The sequence below is a fragment of the Streptomyces sp. NPDC002619 genome (assembly GCF_042889305.1).
Classification (GTDB): domain Bacteria; phylum Actinomycetota; class Actinomycetes; order Streptomycetales; family Streptomycetaceae; genus Streptomyces.
On sequence record NZ_JBIAQV010000001.1, the window covers coordinates 95487 to 114489 of the forward strand.

Here is a 19003-nt window from a genome sequence, read left to right on the forward strand (position 1 = left end):
CGATATCCGCTCGATGTCACGGTGGCGCAATAGGAAGACCGCAGCAGGGTTCCCGATGGCAACGACACGCACAACGGCCTTAAGCTGCTCGGTCAGGAGCGGACGATCACACCGGTGGAACCAAGCGGCCCATCCGTCTCGTCCGCAGACAGGGAGCCACGGGGGTTGGCCCTGCGGCGTGTTGAAGAGGGAGCAGCTTCATGGCCAAGGACCTTGATGTCACATACCAGGACATGCGGGATGCTGCCAAGCATGTCGTGAAGGAGAAGGAAAAGCTCCAGGAGAAGCTCGACGGCTTGCGCAAGTACATTGCGAACCTGGTCGAGTCCGGCTACGTCACCAAGAGCTCGTCCAAGGCCTTCGACGAGAACTTCGACGAGTTCGTCCGCGGCACGAAGGACACGCTGGACGGGTTGGACGGGATGGGCGACTACCTGACCAATGCTGCCGACAAGTTCGAGCAGATCGACGAGGAGCTGGCTAAGGCGGCCAAGAGCAAGTAGGGGTTGGCCGACGGGGGTTTGAGGGCGGCGCAGCGGGCTCCTGGCCCGCTGCGCCGCCTTCATGCGTCACGCGTGTCGATCAGTCGTCAAGGCATGGGCGTACGACAACTCCTTCTCATCTGCCGTCACTCAGACGCAGGCTGCGCGCGAAGGCGTCGATGGCGTCAAAGGAAGCCTCGAGGAGGGCAGGATCGTCGTAGTGGCCTTTGAGCAGCAGATCGATGTTTCGGTCCGGGTCGTTCCAGGCATAGGCCACCGAGAGCATCAGGCCGCCGTCGGGTCCCGTCCAGCTGCGCAGGCACCGCAAGCCCTCGCCGAAGTGGGGCGAGACGAACGGGACAGTTTCCACGCGCTGGCTCGCAGCGGCAGTCGTGGGATCAGGCTCAGCCAACATGCTCAAGTGCAGGGCGCTGTGCTCCTCATCGCAGGCGAACTGCTTGGTGAACAGGACCAATGGCGCGGCCTCAGGTGGAATGGGACCGAAGAGGAACGCCTGATCGGCTTCGATGCGGTTTCGCAGCATTGAAGCCGAGCCCTCTAGAAACTTCTTCATCTGCCGCTTCTCACGCCAGGTGAGCTTGCGGTTGTGCAGCATTGCACTCGCGTCGAGTTGCAGATCCAGCCACTCGGTGAACTCCGACTTGCTTCCGCCCAGCGGCATGTGGAACCACAGGCCCGGATCGGAGTCGGTCTCAACGATCATCATGCGTAGCTCCAACGGAAGGTGGTCATCACGGCATCGAACAGTTCGACCAGGGTCTCAGTGAATTCGATGTCCATGTCAGCAGCGATCAATGTGCTGAAAGTGAATGTCAAGTACTGTGTGGGGTCGCTCTTCGGAATCGGCACGGTGTACTGCACCCGCCAGGACGGCACATCGACGCCCCTGTCGGGGGCGGCGGGAAGTTTCTGCACGGTGCGCACGGCCGCCACACCGTCGAGTTCTCGAGTCGAGGCGTCATCGGAGTCGCGAGCGAGATCAGCGAGCATGGCCTTGGGATCCACCTCCCCCGAGGAAGTGCCGATCGGCTCGGAGGCGATGAAGGAGGCCGGGATGATCATTCCGTGGATGCGCTCGACCGGTAGATAGAGCGTCAGGCCATGGGATGTGCGTGCCTGCCGAATGGTTTCCTTCAACTCCTTGATGAGCCGCATGCGGGCCTTCGGTAGGTCGTCCTTCGGGAAGCCGACCGGGAGTTGGGAAACGGATTTCCCTACGATTCGATGGATCGCCTCATTCGTCCCGTCCTTGAGGGGAATGATGTCCCATCCGGGCGGCGGAACGACATTGAATCCCGTAGGCACACGGGTGTATTCTATGGAGTTCTCAGGAAGTGACACTGCGGTTCCGAATCTTTTCTGCGACCCAAGTTGTGCCGACCAGTGCTGTGAGCAACGGAGCCCCGATAATGCCTGGCCAGAAGGAGCTGATGAGGCTCGGCAGCAGAATGGCCCAGCCCATGGCGAGGTCGCGTGTGAGCAAGGGTGGCCGCTTGCTGGGCGTGGGGTTCTTGACCAGGATCCACAGGACGTGGAGCAGACACCCGGAGAGCAGGATCCAATAGATCCAGAAGAGGATCTGACGGCCGGACTCCGGGAGCAGGAGCGAGATCACGATCAACGGTACGACTGACACCAGTGCTCCGATGATGGTCACGCGCACCCTGAAATTCGCGCCGGTGCCCAACTGCATCTTGAGGGACTCAGCCATATCTCCTGTTCTTTCCTTGCGTTTTTCGTGATTCCCGACGCGTGCCCACTTTGTTCACCAATGAGTGTCCGGAGCGGGCATCCAACCACTGCCCTTCCACGTGTTGTAATCCTCGTTGTACGGTTTGTCTCCAGGCAGCAGACCTTTCTCGGCCAGCCAGCCGATGGAATCGCTCTGACTCAACGCCTTGTCCATGACGTCGACGCCCATGCCGCCGTACGCGGCGGCCATCGATGCCGCATACCCCGCGTGTCCGAGTGACGAGGCTCCGCCAGCCACGGCGTTCGGGAAGGCGCCCTTGTTCGCGCGGAGTTGGCCGAACAGGCTCGCTGCCTCGTCGTCGCCCAAGTGCAGCCACTTGGACACGGTGGACACCTCGGTCGGCCCCTTGGCGACCAGACCAGTGTCTCTGGAGATCTTCTTCAGGGTGTAGTTGCGCAGGTCGGAGAAGAACTTCCGGGACACATCGTCCTGGGAATTCGCCATCGCCTTGCCCAGATCGTCCAGCATTCCCTTGTGCGCCCTCAGTCCTGCTTTCAGGCCGGCGGTTCGGGATGTCTGCGCGGCGGCGCTCGTGACCTTGTTGGCCCCTTTCAGAGCGGCAAGTCCACCTCGGCCGATTCCCATGAGGAGCAGTCCGCCGACGTCAAACGCCAGATCGGTCCATGACGCGTCACCTGTGGTGACCAGCATGGACCTCGTGAGGATGGTCAGGATCGCGATCCCCAGAACGAGGAAGTTCAGACCCGGAATCCAGATGGCGACAATGCCGGCGATGGTCGCCACCCAGCCCAGCCCGTCGAGGATTTGTTTGATACCCTTCGCGTGGTCATGGAACCAGCCCTTGGTGTTGTCCCACCAACTGTCCTTGATCACGTCGTTCAGTTGTCCGCCGATCTTGCGAGCATAATGCGCTGCACGCTCATCACGATCTCCCGTGATGCGATCCAATTGGGTGCGGAATTTCTGCAGCGGGTCGGCTTCCGCGGCGCCCTCCGAAGGTTGCGCCGTGCCCTTGTCACCGGACTCCTTCTTGGCCTTGTCGGCCTCCAGTTCCTCCTGCTCCTTCTTGGCGTTGGCGAGAACCTTGTCGGCGTCGGCCTGGAAGTCTTCTAGTTCGTTGGCCCAGTTGGTGAGGTGGCCGTGCACGTGTTCGTAGCGTTCCGCTACCTCGCGCAGGTGCTTCTCCAGGACTTCCGACTCTTCGCGGAGCTTGCCGGCGTACTTCCCCTTGAGCTCGTTGTCGCTCTTGATGCCGCAAAGCAACTTGGCCTGCGCTCGGAGCTTCTCTGCTACCGAGACCATGTGTTTCACTTCATCGCGGATCTCCTCGGGATCACCGGGAACGGGATCGGAGTCGGCGAGCGGATGCCAGTCGCGGGGGCGCGGCTTCGACGTTGCGCTCACTTCTTGTTCTTCCTTGCCTTCCGCAGCTCGTTCGCGAGCTGGGCATCCAGGCCAGTGAAACCGTCGATGGTCGACTTGACCAGTTCTCCAACCGTTTTGATGCTCTCCAGCATCTTGGTTCGGTAGTCGTCCCAGTTGTCCACGAAGTCACCCATCTTGTCCGCAATTCCCCCGCTGCCCCAGTAGGGGCGCATGTCGTCCTTCCGGTGATTGAGGCCCTTGAGCTCCTTCTGGATGCTCTTTAGGTGTGCCTCCGATTCGACAAGGAGATCGACATTGACGATGAGGTCTGAGTCATCTGCCATCGGGCCGCTCAGCCCTCCTGCATATGAACTGGGCGTGATGCGGCAACGGCGGGCAAAGAATGCTTCATGATCGACTCCCCGTGTGACAAAAGTTCAACCAAGGGTATTGACGTTAGCGTTGGTGTCGCAAACGTGTCAGTCGGAAGTTGTCGGTAGAGGTGGGAAGTTGGCGTACCACAGCGCCAGAGGTCGCCGTCGAGGGGGCTGGGGACCTCAGAGTGTGCACTTCCTGGGCCCAATGCCTGGGCATCCCGCGAGGCGGTGCGATCCAGCGGGCGATTGCCGGCGGCCCGTAGCGAGGCCTCGCTTTCGGGCCGTCGGCGTTACCTGTTGACGGACTGGATCTCTTGCACGGTGACGTCCTGCGCATTGCCGAAAGTGCCCTCGGGGAGCTGGGTCGGTTTGGGATTGCCTGTGCCCGTCCAGCGGATCTCCCACGTCACGGTGGCCTGCAGCTTGAAGGGGCTGTTGCCGGACGAGCGGAGGTATCTGAGGCCGCAGGGCGGGGTCCTGTCCGCCTTGCCCTTGGCGTACGGCTCGCCGATGGAGTCGTCGTTGTTCATGGCGCAGGTACCCGAGGCTGGGTAGGTCGCAGCGTCGGGTGTGCCGGGCTCAAGTCTGAGTGAGACCGGTTTGGCGGTCGTGGTGGCCTGGATGTTGACGCCGTTCACGTTGAGCGCGGCGGTCACGGAGACCTCTTTGAAGTCGGCCTTGTCGAGCCAGGCCCACGTGGGGAGGTTGACCTTGGTCGTGCCTGCCGGGGCCAGGGTCACGTCGGTGGTCGGCAACTGGATGCGGTTGTAGGCGAGTTCGGCGAGGATCTGCGGAGTGACGGCGTTCTTGCCCTGCGGGGTGTCACCGTTTTCGACCCAGAAGGGGAGGTCGCTGCAGTCCCAGGCCCCTGGTTCGTCGAGGCGGCTGTCGTCCTGGACCGCCACCCACCAGTTGCCCTCGTCCTTCTTGTCGATGTTGTAGTTCTTGTACTCGCCGTCCTTGTAGATGTCGCGGTACTGGGCCGTGGCGGTCTTGGCGTAATTCGGCTGCGCCGGGTCGTTCACCACGTCGTCGTAGCCGGTTTCGGTCCGTTTTGCGAACTCTTCGGCGGAGATCGGTTCGTACCAGCAGGCAGGCGGGGTCCAGTTGCCGACGGGCGTGACGGCTTTGGCCGTTGTGCCGCTGCCGCGTGTGGAGCCGGAGTATGTGATGCGCGACTCCAGAGCCCCGCCCGACTGCTTGCCGGTTGATTCGTAATTGCCCTGCGAGGTACCGCCGTGCCTTCTGTCCGCGAATGCTGTGGCGGGAGACAGAGCGAGTGCAGTGGCCGTTCCGCACACGAGGAGCCACTTGGCCTGTGCCTTCACGGTGTGCACTTCGCGCTCCCTCGCTCGGACGCCAGCTGGCTGGTCTGCCAGACACCATGCGAGTCCAAGTCCATGCGGGTGTTGTAGAAGACGTAGGACTTGCTGGTCACGGGTGTCTTGTCGACCTTGCCCGTCTTTCGGTCCTTGTCGTACGCCTTGCTCTCGTCAGCGCAGTACGTGAGGCCCACGGAGCCCTTGTCGAACTTCGTGAGCTGCGCGTGGTAGAAGCGCGTCGTACCCGTGATGGTGTAGTGGTCGTCGGTGTAGCCCTTGATCCAGTCGGCGGCACCGAGGAGGGCGGAGCCCGTGTAGTAGAACGGGATCGCCTTCGAGTTGACGTCGTTGCTCGTGATGGCCGCGTCCGTGGCTTCGATGCGGCGCTTGGCGTCCTCCAGCGCGGCAGTCTCCGCCGAGTCGCTCGAACTCCAGCCCTCGTAGACGTGTTTCACGTCCGCAGACAAGGACACCTTGGGGCGCTGGACGGCGTCGGGTGACGTGCTCGGTGTTGCTGATCCGGTTGCCTTGCCCGTATCGGCCCCCGCGATCTTGCCGTTGGGTTTGGAGGTGTCACCTCCGCCACCACAAGCCGTCAACAAGAGGGTCGCCGTTGCGGCGAAAACGGCAGCAACGGGCACAGCGCGGCGCTTCACAGTGGGCTCCCCGTGAGGTACAGAAGTTCATCCAAGAGCGCCGACGGTACCGGTGAGGTTCCCGCTTCGCCAGAGCGAACTCCGCCAAGAGGCAGGCGATTCCGGGCGTATTGGCCTTCTCCGGCTGGGCGCTGCCCGAGGATCGTACCCAAATGTGCGACGGCCCCGGACGCCTTGTCATGATGCGTCCAGGGCCGCTGTCGCCTCAGGATTCCGTTTCGCTATTCGGGTGTTCCGCATCGCGCGCATGCGCAGGCGGGTATGCCGACGTGCACGGCACCGGGCCGGCGTGCTCGTCGGCCAGGATCTCGGTCCGGTACTGGTCCTCGGTCATGGTGCCTTCCGCGTCGACCTTGTAGACGCGGAGCGTGAGGCGGGAGCGGTGGCTCGTTTGCTCTAGGAGTTCGAGTGCGTCGCCGAGGGGCGGGTAATGCGGCGCGCACCCCGGGCACGCGTAGACGTTGAAGCCGGGTCCGGTCGGGGCGTGGACCTCGTGGACCAGGACCGGTTCGCTCGTCGTGCGCTGACAGCGGGCACACATCCGCAGGGCCGGGCGCGTCATCGCGTCGCTGCCGGTACGCGTACACCGTGGATGCGCCTCGGGTCCACGACGCTTTGGCTGTGGCGTGTGTCGGGGCCCAGAACGTAGGGGCGTACGAGACAGGAGGCGTTGCCGTCGAGGAGTTCCGTGAATCGGGGCTGGGGGATCGGGTGAAGCGGAGGGGCGGCGGTGCGCCGAGGCGGTGTCGACCGCGGGGGCTTGGCGTCCAGATACTCAGCATCCGTGCCAGGAGTCGGAGAGTAAGGTCCACATGTCGGCGCTCCTTTGAAGCGTTGGCCATGCCCCGGGACGACCGCCAGCATCGACTACAAGGGCGTCCAGATGGCAGCGACCACGGTCGCGACACCCGTCGCCCTCAAGGTGGAGGCCGGAACCGCCGATGCCGACCCGCAGACCTGTTCGTACGACTTGATCAAGGGACCCGACGGCTACTCGGTCGACAGCACGGACTCGGGGTGCAACGTCACCTACCGTCGCTCCTCCGGCGACGGCACGTACCCGTTCAAGGCGTCGATCACCTGGAAGGTCACCTGGACCGACTCGGCCGACCCGGACGGGCCGGCGCGGCAGCCCGGGCTGCCGGACGGATTGTCGACGTTCGAGCAGGCGGTAGCCGTGCGGGAGATCCAGGCCGTGAACCGCTGACCGGGCCAGGTGTTCTCATGTCGGGGCCAGGTGACGCCTTCATACGCGGCGGCCCCGGACGCCTCGTCCTGCTGCGTCCGGGGCGCACAGTCGCTATGTGACGTCGCTACCGGACCGTCCACTCACGCGCTGAGGGCCACTGAGCAGCGCGTGGGTCAGATCTGGCCGAGGTCGGTCTCCAATGGGAAGGGGGCCGCGACCTTGAGGACAGCGGTGAACACGTCGCCCTGCCGGTAGGTCTTCGTCGCGGGGTCGAGGACGTAGGTGTACACGAGAGGAACGCCCGTCGCGGCCTGCTCGATCCGCCAGTAGAAGCCGATACCCGCCTTGGCGTACTGGTCGACCTTCACGATCCGGTCGGTGGTCTCGGAGCCTGGTGAGACCACCTCCGCGACCAGCAGCACGTGCTCAGGGCGGGTGGGGGTGATGTCGATCGTGTCCGCGCGGTACACGACGACGTCCGGGTGCCGATTGGTGAGCGGGACGTCCTGAAGCCGGACGTCGAAGTCCGTATCCGCGTTCCAGTCCGGGCCTGCGGCGGCGTCCAGGGCATTCGCCGGAATCCGGGCCAGCCGGTTGTGCCGCTTGGACGCGCTCGGACTCACGACGACCATCCCGTCCACGATCTCGATCCCGGCGCACTGCTCGTCGGACCAGGACTCGTACTCCTCCGCCGTGATCTGCTCATGCATCCACGCCGGGGCCACCATCTCGGCCGTCATGAAGCACCTCCCGGACACTGCGCGGCGGGCCCGATCCCGCTGGATTCAGCCTACTTTCCCCACCTGCCAGCACGCTGCCTTCAGCACTGGTGGCCTGTGTGGAAGTGTGAAACCCACATGCGGGGGCGACTTCCGCTTCGAGATCGCGTACGTCTATATGCAGGTGGCCGACCACATCGCTGCCCGTATCACTTCGGGCGAGCTGAGCCCGGGGTGCGGCTGCCAGGTGAGCGGGATCTGGGTGCGGAGTACGGAGTCGCGTACCCACAGGCTGACGCACCCGCGGACGGTGACGACCGGGAGTAGGCCGAGGTCGCGAAGATCGCCTGACGCAGGTGACCTACAGGAGATCACCGACCACGGGACTCCGGTAGCGGCTGTCATCCAGATAGAGCTGCTCGACTACTTCCAGCACCTCGAAGACGAGCGGGACCTCGCCGCCGCGCAGGAGAGCAAAACGCAGAGTCGGCGTCGGGTTTCCCACGCCGAGGTGGCGGATCCGTATGCTGCCAGGGGCGGGCAGGACTTCGCGCAGTTGGCAGCCTTCGGCGATGGGCGCATTCAGGTAGTACAGCAGCAAGCGGGTGACGGCGGCCTGCTGCTCTCGGTCTTCCGGGGTCGGCACCGGTTGAGACACGTCCTAAAGGTCTCCCGGCTGCGCCTTAGCCGCCTCTCCGTTCGCCCCCATCAGGATCGCGTGGGTCTCGTGGAGGTCCTTGCCCGCCTTCAGCGGGACTCGGGACTCCACCATGACGACCCCGCTCCGGAGTTTCGTGAACGTCGGCGGCTGGGCGTTCGCCGGGAGGTCGGCCAGGAAGCGGGTCACTCGGTGGCGCTGGCCGGGGGAGAGTTCGGTCTCGGGGATCTGGTGGACCGTGCCGGAGAGGATCTGCGACAGGCGTTTCGCGCTGTCCGGATTGCCGGTGAACAGGCGGACCCAGGAGTCGTCGGTGAATGTCAGCCGTACGTCCGCCTCGAGCTCGCTGTACGTCATCTGCCGCGCCCCGGCGATCGACTCGCGCGGGAACTCGGCGAGTACGTCGGCCTTGTCCAGGGTGCCCGCGCGCGTGCCCAGGAAGAGGAGGCGGCGGGTGGTCAGGGCCAGGTCGGTGGTGTAGTCCTCGGGGCGACGGGCCGGGTCCAGCTGCCAGGGAACCGTGCGGGCCAGGGTGCCGGGGGCCGCCCAAAGGACCGGGAAGTCGTCGACCTCGTTCTCGCGGTCCTCCGGGTTGCCCCGGACCGGGACGTCGCCGAAGGGGGTTCCGGCGGCTCCTCCGAGGTTCGCGATGAGGTTCGCGATCAGGGGGATGCCGACCACGAACGCGCGCCCGGTGCGTCGTGCGGCGCGGTCACCCGTGGTGTTGAGGGTGTAGACGGGGCCCGCGGGCCAGCCTGGCAGGTCGTCCTGGATGTCACGGCGATCGGGGTCGCGGAACCACCTCGACTTGGCGACGGCGGGCGACATGCCGGTGGCGAACCTGGCCGCCGTGCGTAGCAGCAGATCTTCGTCGGCGTCCGGGTACCAGTCCATCAGTACTTCACTTCCAGTACGTCACTTGTCCATGGGGGACTCGGTCGGGTCGGTCGGTTCGTCACCGGGCGGCGGAAACTCCAGCGAGCCCACGATTCCCGCGACTGCCTGCGAGAACTCGTCCCACTGTTCCACGGAGGCCGTGTCGAGGGTGACCACCGCGGTGTAGGGGCCCGTCGGGAACGGGATGTGCACCTGGATCTGGCCCATGATCAGCTCCGTGTCCTCGCCCGACGCCGTGTATGCGCCGTCCACGAGCAGCTTCCGGAACGTGATCGCGGAGACCGCAGGGCCGCACGGCAGGTCCAGCCAGGACACCTCGCACAGGGGGTCGCTCAGCAGCACGGCCCGGATCCCCTGGGCGACGATGTCCGGGTCCGTGTCTCCCGACTCGTACGCCGCGATGGTGACTGAGCAGTGCGCCACTCCGCCCTGTGCCACTCCGCCTTGCGTCGCTCCGTCGCCGTCCTCAATCGCGTACAGCCCGATCCCGAAGAACGCGATCCCGTCCGACAGCATCTCGTCGGCCATCGCGCCGTACAGGGATCCCATGGTGTTCCACAGCGGCTCCTCGCCGTGCGGGTAGATGTCCCGGACCAGGCGGCGGGCGGCCTCGGCGCGTTCCTCAGGGTCGAGCGAGACCTCGATCGCGTGGATGCCCTGCGGGAGGCGGAAGGCCATGGGCGGCAGGGTGGCGCTCTGCACGGTCAGGACCGTGGAACTGCCGGTCGTGACCCGCGACTTGCCGGCCGGACCCTCGGGCGTCTCGGTGTCGGACATGACCCGCCTCAGCCTCCGAAGTCGTTCGTAGCGATGGTGTGCACCTTGAACACGTCCAGACCGCCCTTGATCGTGGCGTCGAGGGCGCGGCCCGCGCGGCTCATGGGGGCGATGATCTCGGCGCTCTTCACGAAGGGGAGCTTGGAGGCGAAGTTGAGTCCCTGGGTGCCGAGGAGCTGGCCCTTGCGGAAGTTCTGCAGCCCGCTCTCCACGGCGAGCGTGAGCCGGCTGCCGCCCTCGCCGAGTTTCACCATGGGTACGGCCTTCAACGGGCCGAAGAGCACGAAGGACTTGCTGATGCTGGTGACACCGCGGTAGCCCTCGCCGAGTTCGGCGGCCCGCGCCACCGCGTTGGCGCCCTTGGCGAGTTCGGCGCCGCCGGTGAGGCCCTTGACGCCCGGCAGGATGCCGAGCGCGTCGAAGGTGACGTCGGTCCAACTCACATCCGCGCCAGAGGCCTTGGCGACGAGGTGCGTCAGCAGCGCGGCACCGCTCGTGATCATCGCCCCGGCGGCGAAGATCGCGCCCAGCGGTTCGAAGGGGGCGGTGATGATGGCGAGCATGCCGAGGACGCCGCTCGCCAGGCTCAGGACGTCGCCGATCGTCTTGATGAGGTCGGCGTGCTCCTTGAACCAGTCGCCGGTCGCGTCCCACGCGTCCGCGATCCCGTGCCCCAACTTGTCCCAGAAACCTGGCTCGTCGGGAGCGATGTCGCCGGCCTTGTCGAGGTCTTTCCCTATGTGGGCGGCGGCCTTCTTGTAGCGGTCCTCGAGGTCGTGGACCTTGCTGATGACCGCGTCGACCTCGCCGGAGGCCTTGCCCAGTTCGTCGCTGCCCTTGCCGTCGCCCTTATCGTCGGCCTTGGTCTTCGCCTTCGCCTTGGCGTCGAGCTTCTCCCCGGCCTCTTTCTCCAGGCGGTCGGCCTCGTCCTGGAAGTCGGCGAGTTCACCGGCCCAGCGGTGCAGGGCGCGGGAGGCCTTGTCGAAGGACTCGTAGCTCTTCTTGATGAGCGGGGTGACGTCCGTGGAGATGTGCTCGCTGAACGCGATCGCGGTCTTGCCCTTCCAGGCGCCGCACTCGATCCGCTCCAGCTCCCGCACGGCCGTGCCCAGTTCGCTCGCCAGGCCGCCGATCCGCTTCGCCAGCTCGCGCGTCTGCTCGACGTCTCCAGGGGTCGGGTCCCAGCCTATGTGGGGGAAGGAAGGGCGTCCCATGGTGTGGTCACTGCCCCTTCCGCTTGGCCGACTTGCCGGACTTCGAGGCCCGGGCCGACTTGAGGGACTCCGCCAGTTCCAGATCGAGTTTGTCGAAGGTCGACCCGATCTTGTTGATCATCTTGACCGCGTTCTGGGTGTGTTTGCCCAGTTGCTTGATGCCGTAGCCCCAGTCGTCGGCGAAGTCGTGGACCTCGTCGACGAGTTTGGGCGCGCCGACGACCGAACCGTCCGTGTGACGCAGCGTGCGGCGGGCGGTGTCCATGCGGTCGGAGATCGTCGAGAACGTCCTTTTCAGGTCCTCGAAGATCGTGTCCTCGATCCGTAGATCACTCACTGTGCGTTCCGTTCCAGCTGGTCAGCGGGTGTGGTGGCTCACTTCACGCGAGTGAAGAGTTCGGCGAGGGGGCGGCTCGCAGATCGTACGGTGGCCCCCAGTGCGCATCGAAGGGGCGTGACGAAGGGATGGGTGTTGCTTGGGCGGCGCCTGGAAGTGTCTTTGCCTGGACTTGGTTCGATGGAAATTCCGCCTGATCCCTGCTCGTTCGTGAGTGGGAAACGATGTGGTGAGTGAATCGTGCAGGCTTCATGGGTGGTCCGTGAGGGTGCGTTCGTGGTGACCCGAGGTGTGCGATGGTGAGGGGTTCGCTGGCGCACAGGTTCCGGGTGTGGTGGGCCCTCGGTGTTCAACTGGACTGCGCACGAAGGTAGTTGCAGAGCTTAATGGCCGTGCGTGCGAGGATCGCAGGGGCGGACGCGCCTTGAGGGCCCTATGCCCGGCTGATACGGTGCGATCGCTTGACACTCACTTCGGCGCTGGGTAACTGACCAGGTCGGGCGGTGCGTCCAGCGCGTTCCGCGTCTCGCGCGCGGGCGTCCGGGGGTGAAGTGTCCGCTTTTGCAGAGAACTTGGCAGACATTTTCTGGGGCGTACGGGGAGCGGTTGCGTGAAGATCCAAGAGCGTACGGGGGCGGGCGCGGGTCGTTCCGCCGCTCCGGCTCAGCCGGGGGTCGGTGACCGGCTTCCCACCGCGCCTCGCGAGCGCAAACCGGCACTGGCCGCGCTGGCCGTGCTGTTGATCCTCGTGGGCGCGCTCGGCGCCACGACGCTCGTGCTGCGCGCCGGGGACCGGATCGAGGTCGTCAAGGTGACGGCGCAGATCGACGCCGGGGAGTCCGTCAAGGACAGCAACGTGACGTCCGTGATGGTCGCCGCCGACGACAGCATCGACTACGTCAAGTGGGACCAGCTCGCCACCCTCAAGTCCCTCAAGGCCAAATCCACCATCTATGAGGGCACGGTGGTCGTGGGGCAGATGTTCGCCGAGGGCAGCTCGCTCCCGGCCGGCAAGGCGTCCGTGGGCGTCGCCCTCAAGGAGGGGCAGTACCCCGCCGACATCAAGGTCGGCGACACCGTCGCCGTCTACAACGTCGATACGAGCAGCTCGAGTTCGGAAAAGACCGGCTCGACCGGCTCCAGCTCCTCCGACGGGCTCATCGTCGCCAACGCGCGCGTGAACACCAAGTCCGACAGCAGCGACGCCACCATCAGCACCGGCAATCTCTCGCTCACGCTGCTCGTCGACGAGGCCGACGCCGCCGCCGTGACGCGTGCCGCGTCCGCCGGTGCGGTCGCCATCGTGCACGTTCCCGGCAACGGCAACTAGAAGGCGGCCCCCACCCCATGGCCCTCATCGCTCTCGCCGCCGACAAGGGATCCCCCGGCGTGACCACCGCGGCCGTCGCCCTCGCGGCGGTCTGGCCGCGGCGTGTGCTGCTCGCCGAGGCCGATCCCGCCGGCGGTGACCTGGTCTACCGCAGTGCCGCCGCGCACGGCGGGCCGCTCAACCCCAACACCGGCATGCTGTCCATCGCCTCCACCGCCCGGCGCGGGCTGGTTCCCGATCAACTCTGGGACCACGTCCAGCCGTTGAGCGGTGGGCTGGAAGTTCTCGTGGGGCTCGGGATCGCCGAGCAGGCTACCGGGCTCGCCGGCCTCTGGCCCACCCTCGGACACGCCTTCGCCTCCCTCGCCGACTCCCCGAACGCGCCCGCCGACGTCATCGCCGACTGCGGACGCATCAGCGGGGACACCCCGGCCGTCGAACTGTTCCCGCACGCCGCGCTCGTGCTGCTCGTCTCGCGCACCGAACCCGAGGCCATCGCCCGCGTCCGGGACCGCGCCGCCGCCCTCTCCGCCAAGCTGCACGGCGGCCCGCGCGGCGCCGCCGCGCTCGCCACCCCGCTCATCGGCGTCGTCCTGATCGCCGACCCGAGCAGCGCGGGCAAGCTCGCGGGCCAGGTCAACGACATGCTGGTGCATGCCCAGACCGGCGCCCGCGTCGTCGGCACGATCGCCGAAGACCCCAGCGGCGCCGACCAGTTGGCAGGGCGCAAGCGCGGGCGCCTGGAGAAGTCGCTCCTCATCCGCTCGGCCCGCAAGGTCACCGCGGACCTCTACCAACAGTACGGCGCCTCCTGGGCCGTATCCGCACAGGCGCAGCAGGCCCACCAGCAGACGCATCACGCACCCCAGGCTCAGCAGCAGCCGCAGTCCCAGCACTTCCAGCACCCCCAGCAGCCCCACCAGGGCCACGCGGGAGCCGGACGATGACCGCTGTCGACCACCAGTTGGTCAAGCGGTTCCGGCAGGACGCCGGTGACCGTATCGCCGAGCAGCGCCGGCAGGACCAGGTCAACAACGTCACGCCGATGTCCACGGAGGACGAACGGCAGTACGCCCGCGCGGTCATCGCCCAGATCCTGGAGAGCTACGCCCGCACCGAGATCAACGCGGGCCGTACGCCGCTCGACGCCGAGACCGAGGAGCAGTATGCGGCCGCCGTGCACGCCGCGCTCTTCGGCGTGGGCCGGCTCCAGCCGCTGCTGGACGACGCCGACGTCGAGAACATCGACATCAACGGCTGCGACCAGGTCTTCGTCGGCTACAGCGACGGCCGTGAGGTCAAGGGCGACCCCGTCGCCGAGACCGACGAGGAGCTCATCGAGCTGATCCAGGTGCTCGGTGCTTACTCCGGCCTGTCCTCGAGGCCCTTCGACTCGGCCAACCCGCAGCTCGACCTGCGGCTGCCGGACGGCTCGCGTCTGTCGGCCGTGATGGATGTCGCCCGGCGCCCCGCGCTGTCCATCCGCCGTGCCCGCATGGGCAAGGTGTTCATCTCCGACCTGGTCGGCAACGGGACACTCACCCCCGAGGTCGCGCACTTCATGGCCTGCGCGGTCCGCGCCCGCAAGAACATCATGATCGCCGGGGCCACCAACGCCGGTAAGACGACGCTGCTGCGCGCGCTCGCCAACGAGATCCCGCCGCACGAGCGCCTCGTCACCGTCGAGCGCGCTCTCGAGCTAGGCCTCGACACGTTCCCCGAACTGCATCCCAACGTCGTCGCGTTCGAGGAACGGCTGCCCAACTCCGAGGGCCAGGGTGCCATCAGCATGGCCGAACTGGTCCGCCGTTCGCTGCGTATGAACCCCTCCCGCGTCATCGTCGGTGAGGTTCTCGGCGACGAGATCGTGACCATGCTCAACGCGATGTCTCAGGGCAACGACGGTTCGCTGTCCACGATCCACGCCAACAGCTCCAGCGAGGTCTTCAACCGTATCTCCACGTACGCGTTGCAGGCCTCCGAGCGGCTGCCCATCGAGGCCAGCCAGATGCTGATCGCGGGCGCGGTGAACTTCGTCGTCTTCATCCAGCGGCGCAACGACTACCATACCGGCGGCCGCCTCCAGCGCATGGTCACCTCCGTCCGTGAGGTCAACGGCGTCGATGGCCGCGTGCTGTCCAGCGAGGTGTTCGCCGAGACCCCCGACGGACGGGTCGTACCGCACGCGCCCATAGCCTGCCTGGAGGACCTGATGGCGTACGGCTACCAGCCCCACGGGGCGTGGGGGTGAGCATGAACCTCGAAGCACTCGGCTCCATGGGCGGGCTCTTCTCCACCACCGTCCTGTACTCGATCGGCAGCGGTGTCGCCGCAGGCGGCGGACTCGCGCTGTTCCTCGTCGCCGTACGCGGACTGCCCGTCAAGCCCGACCACGAGAAGCAGAAGGCCAACGAACGGGCCGCCGAACTCATCCGGTTCGCCGGTCAGCGCGGTTCGCTCGCCGCGATCATCGGGCTCGCCGTGCTGCTGCTGACCCGCTGGGCCGTGGCCGGTATCGCGGCCGGTGTCCTCGTCTTCTTCTGGGACCGCCTCTTCGGCGGCGCCGCGGAGGAACGGGCCGCCATGCGCCGCGTGGAGGCCCTCGCCTCCTGGACGGAGTCCCTGCGCGACACGATCGCGGGCGCGGTCGGTCTGGAACAGGCCATCCCGGCCTCGGCGCGCGCCTCGGCCCCGGTCCTGCGCCCCCACCTCGACGCCCTCGTCGACCGGTTGCGCTCCCGCACCCCGCTGCCCGAAGCGCTCCAGGTGCTCGCCGACGAGATCGACGACGCGTCCGCCGACATCATCGTCGCGGCCCTCATCCTCAACGCCCGTCTGCGCGGCCCCGGTCTGCGCCAGGTGCTCGGCGCCCTCGCCAAGTCGGCGCGCGAAGAGGTCGACATGCGGCAGCGTGTGATGGCCCAACGCGCCTCCACACGCCGCTCGGTGCAGATCGTGGTCGCCGTCTCGGTCGCCTTCGTCCTCGGACTCGCCGTCTTCAACCGCGACTTCGTCTCGCCGTACGGCACCGCGGTCGGCCAGCTCGTCCTGGCCATCGTCTGCGCCCTGTTCGCGCTCGGCTTCTGGTGGCTGCGCAAGCTGTCCACGATCGAGACGCCCGAGCGCTTCCTGGTGCGCGACGAGTCGTCGGTGCAGTTCGTACGGCCCCGCACGCCCGCCGGACCGGCCGGGCAGGCCGGGCAGGCCTCGCCGTTCCAGCCGGAAGAAGGTGTACACCGGTGAACCTGACGATGCCGATCGTGGTCGGCGTGGTGCTCGGACTGGGTGTCTACGCTCTCATCCGCGCCCTCATCCCGACCAGGCGCAGCGCGGTCGCACAGGTCGCGCGGATCGACGCGATGCGGGCGCGCGGAACGGCGTACGAAACCGCCCGCCAGACCAGGGACACGGGCCGCGTCGGCTCGCTGCGGGCCCAAGTCGGCGCACGCGTAGCCGAGTTCTACCTCCAGCAGGGCTGGGAGCAGCGCTCGCTGCGCGCGGACCTCGCCGTCCTCGACCGCAGCTGGGAGAAGTTCCTCGCGACCAAGGTGCTGCTCGCCACGGCAGGCCTGTTCTTCGGCCCGTTCCTGTTCGCGGTGGTGTGGACGATGGGCTTCGGCTCCAGCCCGGTCATCCCGGTCTGGCTCGCCCTGCTCTGCGCCGCGCTGTTCTTCTTCCTGCCCGACCTGGAGGTACGGCGCGACGCGGCCGACAAGCGACGCGATCTGCGGCGCGTCATCGGGGCGTATCTGGACCTGGTGTCGATGAGTCTGGCCGGCGGGCGCGGTCTGCCCGAGGCGCTGATGGCCGCGGCCGAGGTATCGGACGGCTGGGCCACGCACCGCATCCGCAACGCCCTCGCCGACGCCCGCATCACCGGCATCAGCCAGTGGCAGGCGCTGGGCGCGCTCGGCGAGGAACTGGGCGTGGAGGAACTCAAGGACCTCTCCGCCTCGCTCGCCCTGGTCGCGGACGACGGAGCCAAGGTCCGCGAATCGCTCGCCTCCCGCGCCGAGACCATGCGGCACCGCGAACTCGCCGAGATCGAGGGCAGCGCGGGCGAGAAGTCCCAGTCGATGCTCGTGGCCCAACTGCTGCTGTGCGCCGGCTTCCTGGTGTTCCTGATCTTCCCGGCTGCGATGAGGGTGTTCCAGGTGTGACGCGGATCCGAGACCGTATCCAGAACTGCCCCGACTAGCTTCGAATTATCGCGACGCGAATCGCTTCGAGAGGACAACTCATCATGAACGGACGGAACTTCAGCACCGGGATCCCGGCGGTGGACTTCCTGGTCACCTTCCTGCAGGGCCGCGTGACGCGCGCCCGCTCCGGCGAACTCGATCGTGGCGCCTCCGCCGTGGAGTGGGTCATCATCTCCGCGGTCGTCGTGGCGATCGTCGGCGTGGTGGCCGCCATCATCAACACCGCGCTGAGCGACGGCGCCAACAAGGTCGGCGACTGCATCAAGGGCGCCAGCGCGAGCAAGACCTGCTGATCGCGCGGACGACGGGGACGAGAGCGGGGACGGCAACGGGGATGCGGGCACAGGTGGGCAGATGGGTTCGCCGACGCGCGGAAGCGGCGCGCGGTCCCTCCGAGTCCGACTCCGGCATGACCGCGATCGAGTTCGTGCTGCTCACACCCGTCCTCTTCTTCATGATCTTCGCGACGGTGCAGTTCGCCCTGTACTTCTTCGCCGACCACGTGGCCCAGGCGGCGGCCCAGGCGGGCGCCCGCAAGGCTCGCGCCACGGCCGACGCCCAGCCCGGCGCCTGGCGGGGCGAGGCGCGGGACGTCGTCGACTCCTACATCCAGCAACTGGGCCCGCAGCTCGTGCTGTCGCCGAACGTCACGATGCTCCAGCCGGAGCAGCACATGGTGGGCGTGGAGATCTCGGCACGGGTGCCGACGGTGTTCCCGGGCCTGGACCTGACGGTGCACGCGCAGTCGTCGGGGCCGGTGGAGCGGTTCGTGAAGGAGGGGGAGAACTAGATGGTTACCTTCCTGCGCGAACGCTTCGGTGGTGAGGCGGCCGACCGGGGCCTGTCCACCGTGGAGGTGGTGATCCTCGCCCCGGTGATGATCATGTTCATCCTGGTGCTTGTGGCCTTCGGGCAGTTGGTCGACGGCCGGGGCGCCCTGGACGGCGCCGCGCGTGACGCGGCCCGCGCCGGCTCGATCCAGAAGGACCACGGAACGGCCATGGCTGAGGCCCGCAAGGCCGCCGAGGCCGACCTGGCGGACGTCTGCTCCGGCCCGGTGTCCGTCGTCCAGACCAGCCAGGGCTTCGAACCCGACACCATTTTCACGGTCGAGGTCAGCTGCCAGGTGCGGGGCCTGGCGATGCTGGGTCTGGACGTCCCGACGCGGCTGACGGCGAGCTTCAGTTCGCCGCTGGATCCGTTCCGGAGGTCGGCGTGAGGAGTGTCGTACGGGACTGGTGGGCCGAGCGTCGGCACCGCCTGGACGACCGCGGCTCGGGAGCGGGCGCGGTGATCATCTTCGCCCTGGTCTTTCTCTCCCTCTCCGCCTTCGTGATCGACGGCGGCCTGTCCATCTCCAAGCGCGAACGAGCCGCCGACATAGCGGAACAGGCCGCGCGTTACGCCGCGCAGGACATCGACAAGGAAGCCCTGTACGACAACCAGGGCGGTCCGGCGCCCATCAACTACCAGGACTGCGACGCGCGGGTGAAGACCTTCGCGCGCGAGATGGACATGAGCGGCGCCGACATCGCCGCGACCCATTGTGTGACGGCCGACGCGCAACAGGTCGAGGTCGAGGTGCAGTTGACGTACCAGCCGGTCTTCACCGGGATGTTCTACGGCGGGGACGTGGTCGTGCACGGCCAGGCGGTGGCGGAGAACGAGGTCGGTTGACGCGGTGTTCGGCCGGAGGAGGGCCGAGCCGGAGGTTCCGCCGCAGCCGGGGGACGGGCAGGGCTG

Annotated in this window: 25 protein-coding genes; 11 read left to right on the plus strand and 14 right to left on the minus strand. The window is 66.9% G+C overall.

All coding sequences use genetic code 11. From position 1 onward, the window contains the following. Positions 1-200 precede the first annotated feature (200 nt). On the plus strand, positions 201-503 hold the full coding sequence (locus ACFYXB_RS00520; RefSeq protein ID WP_389576443.1) for a WXG100 family type VII secretion target: 303 nt from the start codon (positions 201-203) through the stop codon (positions 501-503). A 115-nt stretch (positions 504-618) separates the two neighbouring features. Here the strand turns inward: ACFYXB_RS00520 and ACFYXB_RS00525 are convergent, their stop codons facing one another. The 8 genes from ACFYXB_RS00525 to ACFYXB_RS00560 all read right to left on the minus strand — a co-directional run bounded on the left by ACFYXB_RS00525 (position 619) and on the right by ACFYXB_RS00560 (position 6499). Continuing rightward, positions 619-1209: a hypothetical protein gene (locus ACFYXB_RS00525; RefSeq protein WP_389576445.1), complete on the minus strand. Its 591-nt coding sequence runs from the start codon at positions 1207-1209 to the stop codon at positions 619-621. Continuing rightward, the gene (locus tag ACFYXB_RS00530; RefSeq protein WP_389576447.1) at positions 1206-1808 is read right to left on the minus strand and encodes a hypothetical protein; all 603 of its coding nucleotides are present in this window, start codon (positions 1806-1808) and stop codon (positions 1206-1208) included. Before ACFYXB_RS00530 ends, ACFYXB_RS00525 begins: the two co-directional genes overlap by 4 nt. Positions 1809-1830: 22 nt before the next feature. Further along, entirely contained in the window at positions 1831-2214 is a 384-nt protein-coding gene (locus tag ACFYXB_RS00535; RefSeq protein ID WP_389576449.1) for a hypothetical protein, read from the minus strand. Positions 2215-2268: 54 nt separating this feature from the next. Continuing rightward, positions 2269-3621: a hypothetical protein gene (locus ACFYXB_RS00540; RefSeq protein ID WP_389576451.1), complete on the minus strand. Its 1353-nt coding sequence runs from the start codon at positions 3619-3621 to the stop codon at positions 2269-2271. Continuing rightward, positions 3618-3926 (minus strand): hypothetical protein, encoded by a 309-nt coding sequence (locus tag ACFYXB_RS00545; RefSeq protein ID WP_389576453.1) that lies wholly within the window; start codon positions 3924-3926, stop codon positions 3618-3620. Before ACFYXB_RS00545 ends, ACFYXB_RS00540 begins: the two co-directional genes overlap by 4 nt. A 323-nt stretch (positions 3927-4249) precedes the next feature. Continuing rightward, complete coding sequence (locus tag ACFYXB_RS00550; protein ID WP_389577408.1) at positions 4250-5287, minus strand: hypothetical protein; 1038 nt, start codon at positions 5285-5287, stop codon at positions 4250-4252. Next, positions 5284-5748, minus strand: a complete 465-nt coding sequence (locus ACFYXB_RS00555) for a hypothetical protein (protein WP_389576455.1) — start codon at positions 5746-5748, stop codon at positions 5284-5286. Before ACFYXB_RS00555 ends, ACFYXB_RS00550 begins: the two co-directional genes overlap by 4 nt. A gap of 394 nt (positions 5749-6142) precedes the next feature. Continuing rightward, a complete protein-coding gene (locus tag ACFYXB_RS00560; RefSeq protein ID WP_389576456.1) occupies positions 6143-6499 on the minus strand; it encodes a hypothetical protein in 357 nt (118 codons plus the stop codon). Between the two features lie 321 nt (positions 6500-6820). Between ACFYXB_RS00560 and ACFYXB_RS00565 the strand changes: the two genes are divergently transcribed. Continuing rightward, entirely contained in the window at positions 6821-7144 is a 324-nt protein-coding gene (locus ACFYXB_RS00565) for a hypothetical protein (RefSeq protein WP_389576458.1), read from the plus strand. A 155-nt stretch (positions 7145-7299) separates the two neighbouring features. Here ACFYXB_RS00565 and ACFYXB_RS00570 read toward each other — a convergent pair whose 3' ends face one another. The 6 genes from ACFYXB_RS00570 to ACFYXB_RS00595 form a co-directional block, all read right to left on the minus strand. Beyond that, positions 7300-7866: a Uma2 family endonuclease gene (locus tag ACFYXB_RS00570; RefSeq protein WP_389576460.1), complete on the minus strand. Its 567-nt coding sequence runs from the start codon at positions 7864-7866 to the stop codon at positions 7300-7302. Positions 7867-8206: 340 nt separating this feature from the next. Continuing rightward, complete coding sequence (locus tag ACFYXB_RS00575) at positions 8207-8503, minus strand: hypothetical protein (protein WP_389576461.1); 297 nt, start codon at positions 8501-8503, stop codon at positions 8207-8209. Positions 8504-8506: 3 nt separating this feature from the next. Further along, on the minus strand, positions 8507-9397 hold the full coding sequence (locus tag ACFYXB_RS00580) for a hypothetical protein (protein ID WP_389576463.1): 891 nt from the start codon (positions 9395-9397) through the stop codon (positions 8507-8509). A 21-nt stretch (positions 9398-9418) separates the two neighbouring features. Continuing rightward, on the minus strand, positions 9419-10177 hold the full coding sequence (locus tag ACFYXB_RS00585; RefSeq protein WP_389576465.1) for a hypothetical protein: 759 nt from the start codon (positions 10175-10177) through the stop codon (positions 9419-9421). Positions 10178-10185: 8 nt separating this feature from the next. Then, positions 10186-11391, minus strand: coding sequence for an enoyl-CoA hydratase/isomerase family protein (locus ACFYXB_RS00590; protein WP_389576467.1), 1206 nt, complete (start codon positions 11389-11391; stop codon positions 10186-10188). A 7-nt stretch (positions 11392-11398) separates the two neighbouring features. Then, positions 11399-11728 (minus strand): hypothetical protein, encoded by a 330-nt coding sequence (locus ACFYXB_RS00595; RefSeq protein WP_351348616.1) that lies wholly within the window; start codon positions 11726-11728, stop codon positions 11399-11401. A 610-nt stretch (positions 11729-12338) separates the two neighbouring features. Here ACFYXB_RS00595 and ACFYXB_RS00600 point away from each other — a divergent pair. The 9 genes from ACFYXB_RS00600 (at position 12339) to ACFYXB_RS00640 (ending at position 18937) form a co-directional block, all read left to right on the plus strand. Continuing rightward, positions 12339-13058, plus strand: coding sequence for a hypothetical protein (locus tag ACFYXB_RS00600; RefSeq protein WP_389576469.1), 720 nt, complete (start codon positions 12339-12341; stop codon positions 13056-13058). Between the two features lie 17 nt (positions 13059-13075). Next, positions 13076-14005, plus strand: a complete 930-nt coding sequence (locus ACFYXB_RS00605) for a hypothetical protein (RefSeq protein WP_389576471.1) — start codon at positions 13076-13078, stop codon at positions 14003-14005. Continuing rightward, positions 14002-15309: a CpaF family protein gene (locus ACFYXB_RS00610; protein WP_389576473.1), complete on the plus strand. Its 1308-nt coding sequence runs from the start codon at positions 14002-14004 to the stop codon at positions 15307-15309. The genes ACFYXB_RS00605 and ACFYXB_RS00610 overlap by 4 nt, the downstream gene beginning before the upstream one ends. A gap of 26 nt (positions 15310-15335) precedes the next feature. Further along, the gene (locus tag ACFYXB_RS00615) at positions 15336-16301 is read left to right on the plus strand and encodes a type II secretion system F family protein (RefSeq protein ID WP_389577410.1); all 966 of its coding nucleotides are present in this window, start codon (positions 15336-15338) and stop codon (positions 16299-16301) included. Continuing rightward, positions 16298-17218, plus strand: a complete 921-nt coding sequence (locus ACFYXB_RS00620) for a type II secretion system F family protein (protein WP_389576475.1) — start codon at positions 16298-16300, stop codon at positions 17216-17218. Before ACFYXB_RS00615 ends, ACFYXB_RS00620 begins: the two co-directional genes overlap by 4 nt. Positions 17219-17301: 83 nt before the next feature. Beyond that, on the plus strand, positions 17302-17553 hold the full coding sequence (locus ACFYXB_RS00625) for a hypothetical protein (protein WP_389576477.1): 252 nt from the start codon (positions 17302-17304) through the stop codon (positions 17551-17553). 41 nt (positions 17554-17594) lie between these two features. Next, on the plus strand, positions 17595-18050 hold the full coding sequence (locus tag ACFYXB_RS00630) for a TadE family protein (protein WP_389576479.1): 456 nt from the start codon (positions 17595-17597) through the stop codon (positions 18048-18050). Beyond that, positions 18051-18479 (plus strand): TadE/TadG family type IV pilus assembly protein, encoded by a 429-nt coding sequence (locus tag ACFYXB_RS00635; protein ID WP_351348636.1) that lies wholly within the window; start codon positions 18051-18053, stop codon positions 18477-18479. Continuing rightward, complete coding sequence (locus tag ACFYXB_RS00640) at positions 18476-18937, plus strand: pilus assembly protein TadG-related protein (RefSeq protein ID WP_351348639.1); 462 nt, start codon at positions 18476-18478, stop codon at positions 18935-18937. The genes ACFYXB_RS00635 and ACFYXB_RS00640 overlap by 4 nt, the downstream gene beginning before the upstream one ends. The last annotated feature ends 66 nt before the right edge of the window (positions 18938-19003 follow it).

Excerpts from the sequence above, each read along its gene's own strand:
- ACFYXB_RS00580 (WP_389576463.1), bottom strand. The coding sequence starts at position 9,397 with ATGGACTGGTACCCGGACGCCGACGAAGATCTGCTGCTACGCACGGCG.
- ACFYXB_RS00570 (WP_389576460.1), bottom strand. The coding sequence starts at position 7,866 with ATGACGGCCGAGATGGTGGCCCCGGCGTGGATGCATGAGCAGATCACG.
- ACFYXB_RS00560 (WP_389576456.1), bottom strand. The coding sequence starts at position 6,499 with ATGACGCGCCCGGCCCTGCGGATGTGTGCCCGCTGTCAGCGCACGACG.
- ACFYXB_RS00585 (WP_389576465.1), bottom strand. The coding sequence starts at position 10,177 with ATGTCCGACACCGAGACGCCCGAGGGTCCGGCCGGCAAGTCGCGGGTC.
- ACFYXB_RS00520 (WP_389576443.1), top strand. The coding sequence starts at position 201 with ATGGCCAAGGACCTTGATGTCACATACCAGGACATGCGGGATGCTGCC.
- ACFYXB_RS00565 (WP_389576458.1), top strand. The coding sequence starts at position 6,821 with ATGGCAGCGACCACGGTCGCGACACCCGTCGCCCTCAAGGTGGAGGCC.
- ACFYXB_RS00525 (WP_389576445.1), bottom strand. The coding sequence starts at position 1,209 with ATGATGATCGTTGAGACCGACTCCGATCCGGGCCTGTGGTTCCACATG.
- ACFYXB_RS00630 (WP_389576479.1), top strand. The coding sequence starts at position 17,595 with ATGCGGGCACAGGTGGGCAGATGGGTTCGCCGACGCGCGGAAGCGGCG.
- ACFYXB_RS00615 (WP_389577410.1), top strand. The coding sequence starts at position 15,336 with ATGGGCGGGCTCTTCTCCACCACCGTCCTGTACTCGATCGGCAGCGGT.
- ACFYXB_RS00605 (WP_389576471.1), top strand. The coding sequence starts at position 13,076 with ATGGCCCTCATCGCTCTCGCCGCCGACAAGGGATCCCCCGGCGTGACC.
- ACFYXB_RS00635 (WP_351348636.1), top strand. The coding sequence starts at position 18,051 with ATGGTTACCTTCCTGCGCGAACGCTTCGGTGGTGAGGCGGCCGACCGG.
- ACFYXB_RS00610 (WP_389576473.1), top strand. The coding sequence starts at position 14,002 with ATGACCGCTGTCGACCACCAGTTGGTCAAGCGGTTCCGGCAGGACGCC.
- ACFYXB_RS00625 (WP_389576477.1), top strand. The coding sequence starts at position 17,302 with ATGAACGGACGGAACTTCAGCACCGGGATCCCGGCGGTGGACTTCCTG.
- ACFYXB_RS00545 (WP_389576453.1), bottom strand. The coding sequence starts at position 3,926 with ATGGCAGATGACTCAGACCTCATCGTCAATGTCGATCTCCTTGTCGAA.
- ACFYXB_RS00535 (WP_389576449.1), bottom strand. The coding sequence starts at position 2,214 with ATGGCTGAGTCCCTCAAGATGCAGTTGGGCACCGGCGCGAATTTCAGG.
- ACFYXB_RS00590 (WP_389576467.1), bottom strand. The coding sequence starts at position 11,391 with ATGGGACGCCCTTCCTTCCCCCACATAGGCTGGGACCCGACCCCTGGA.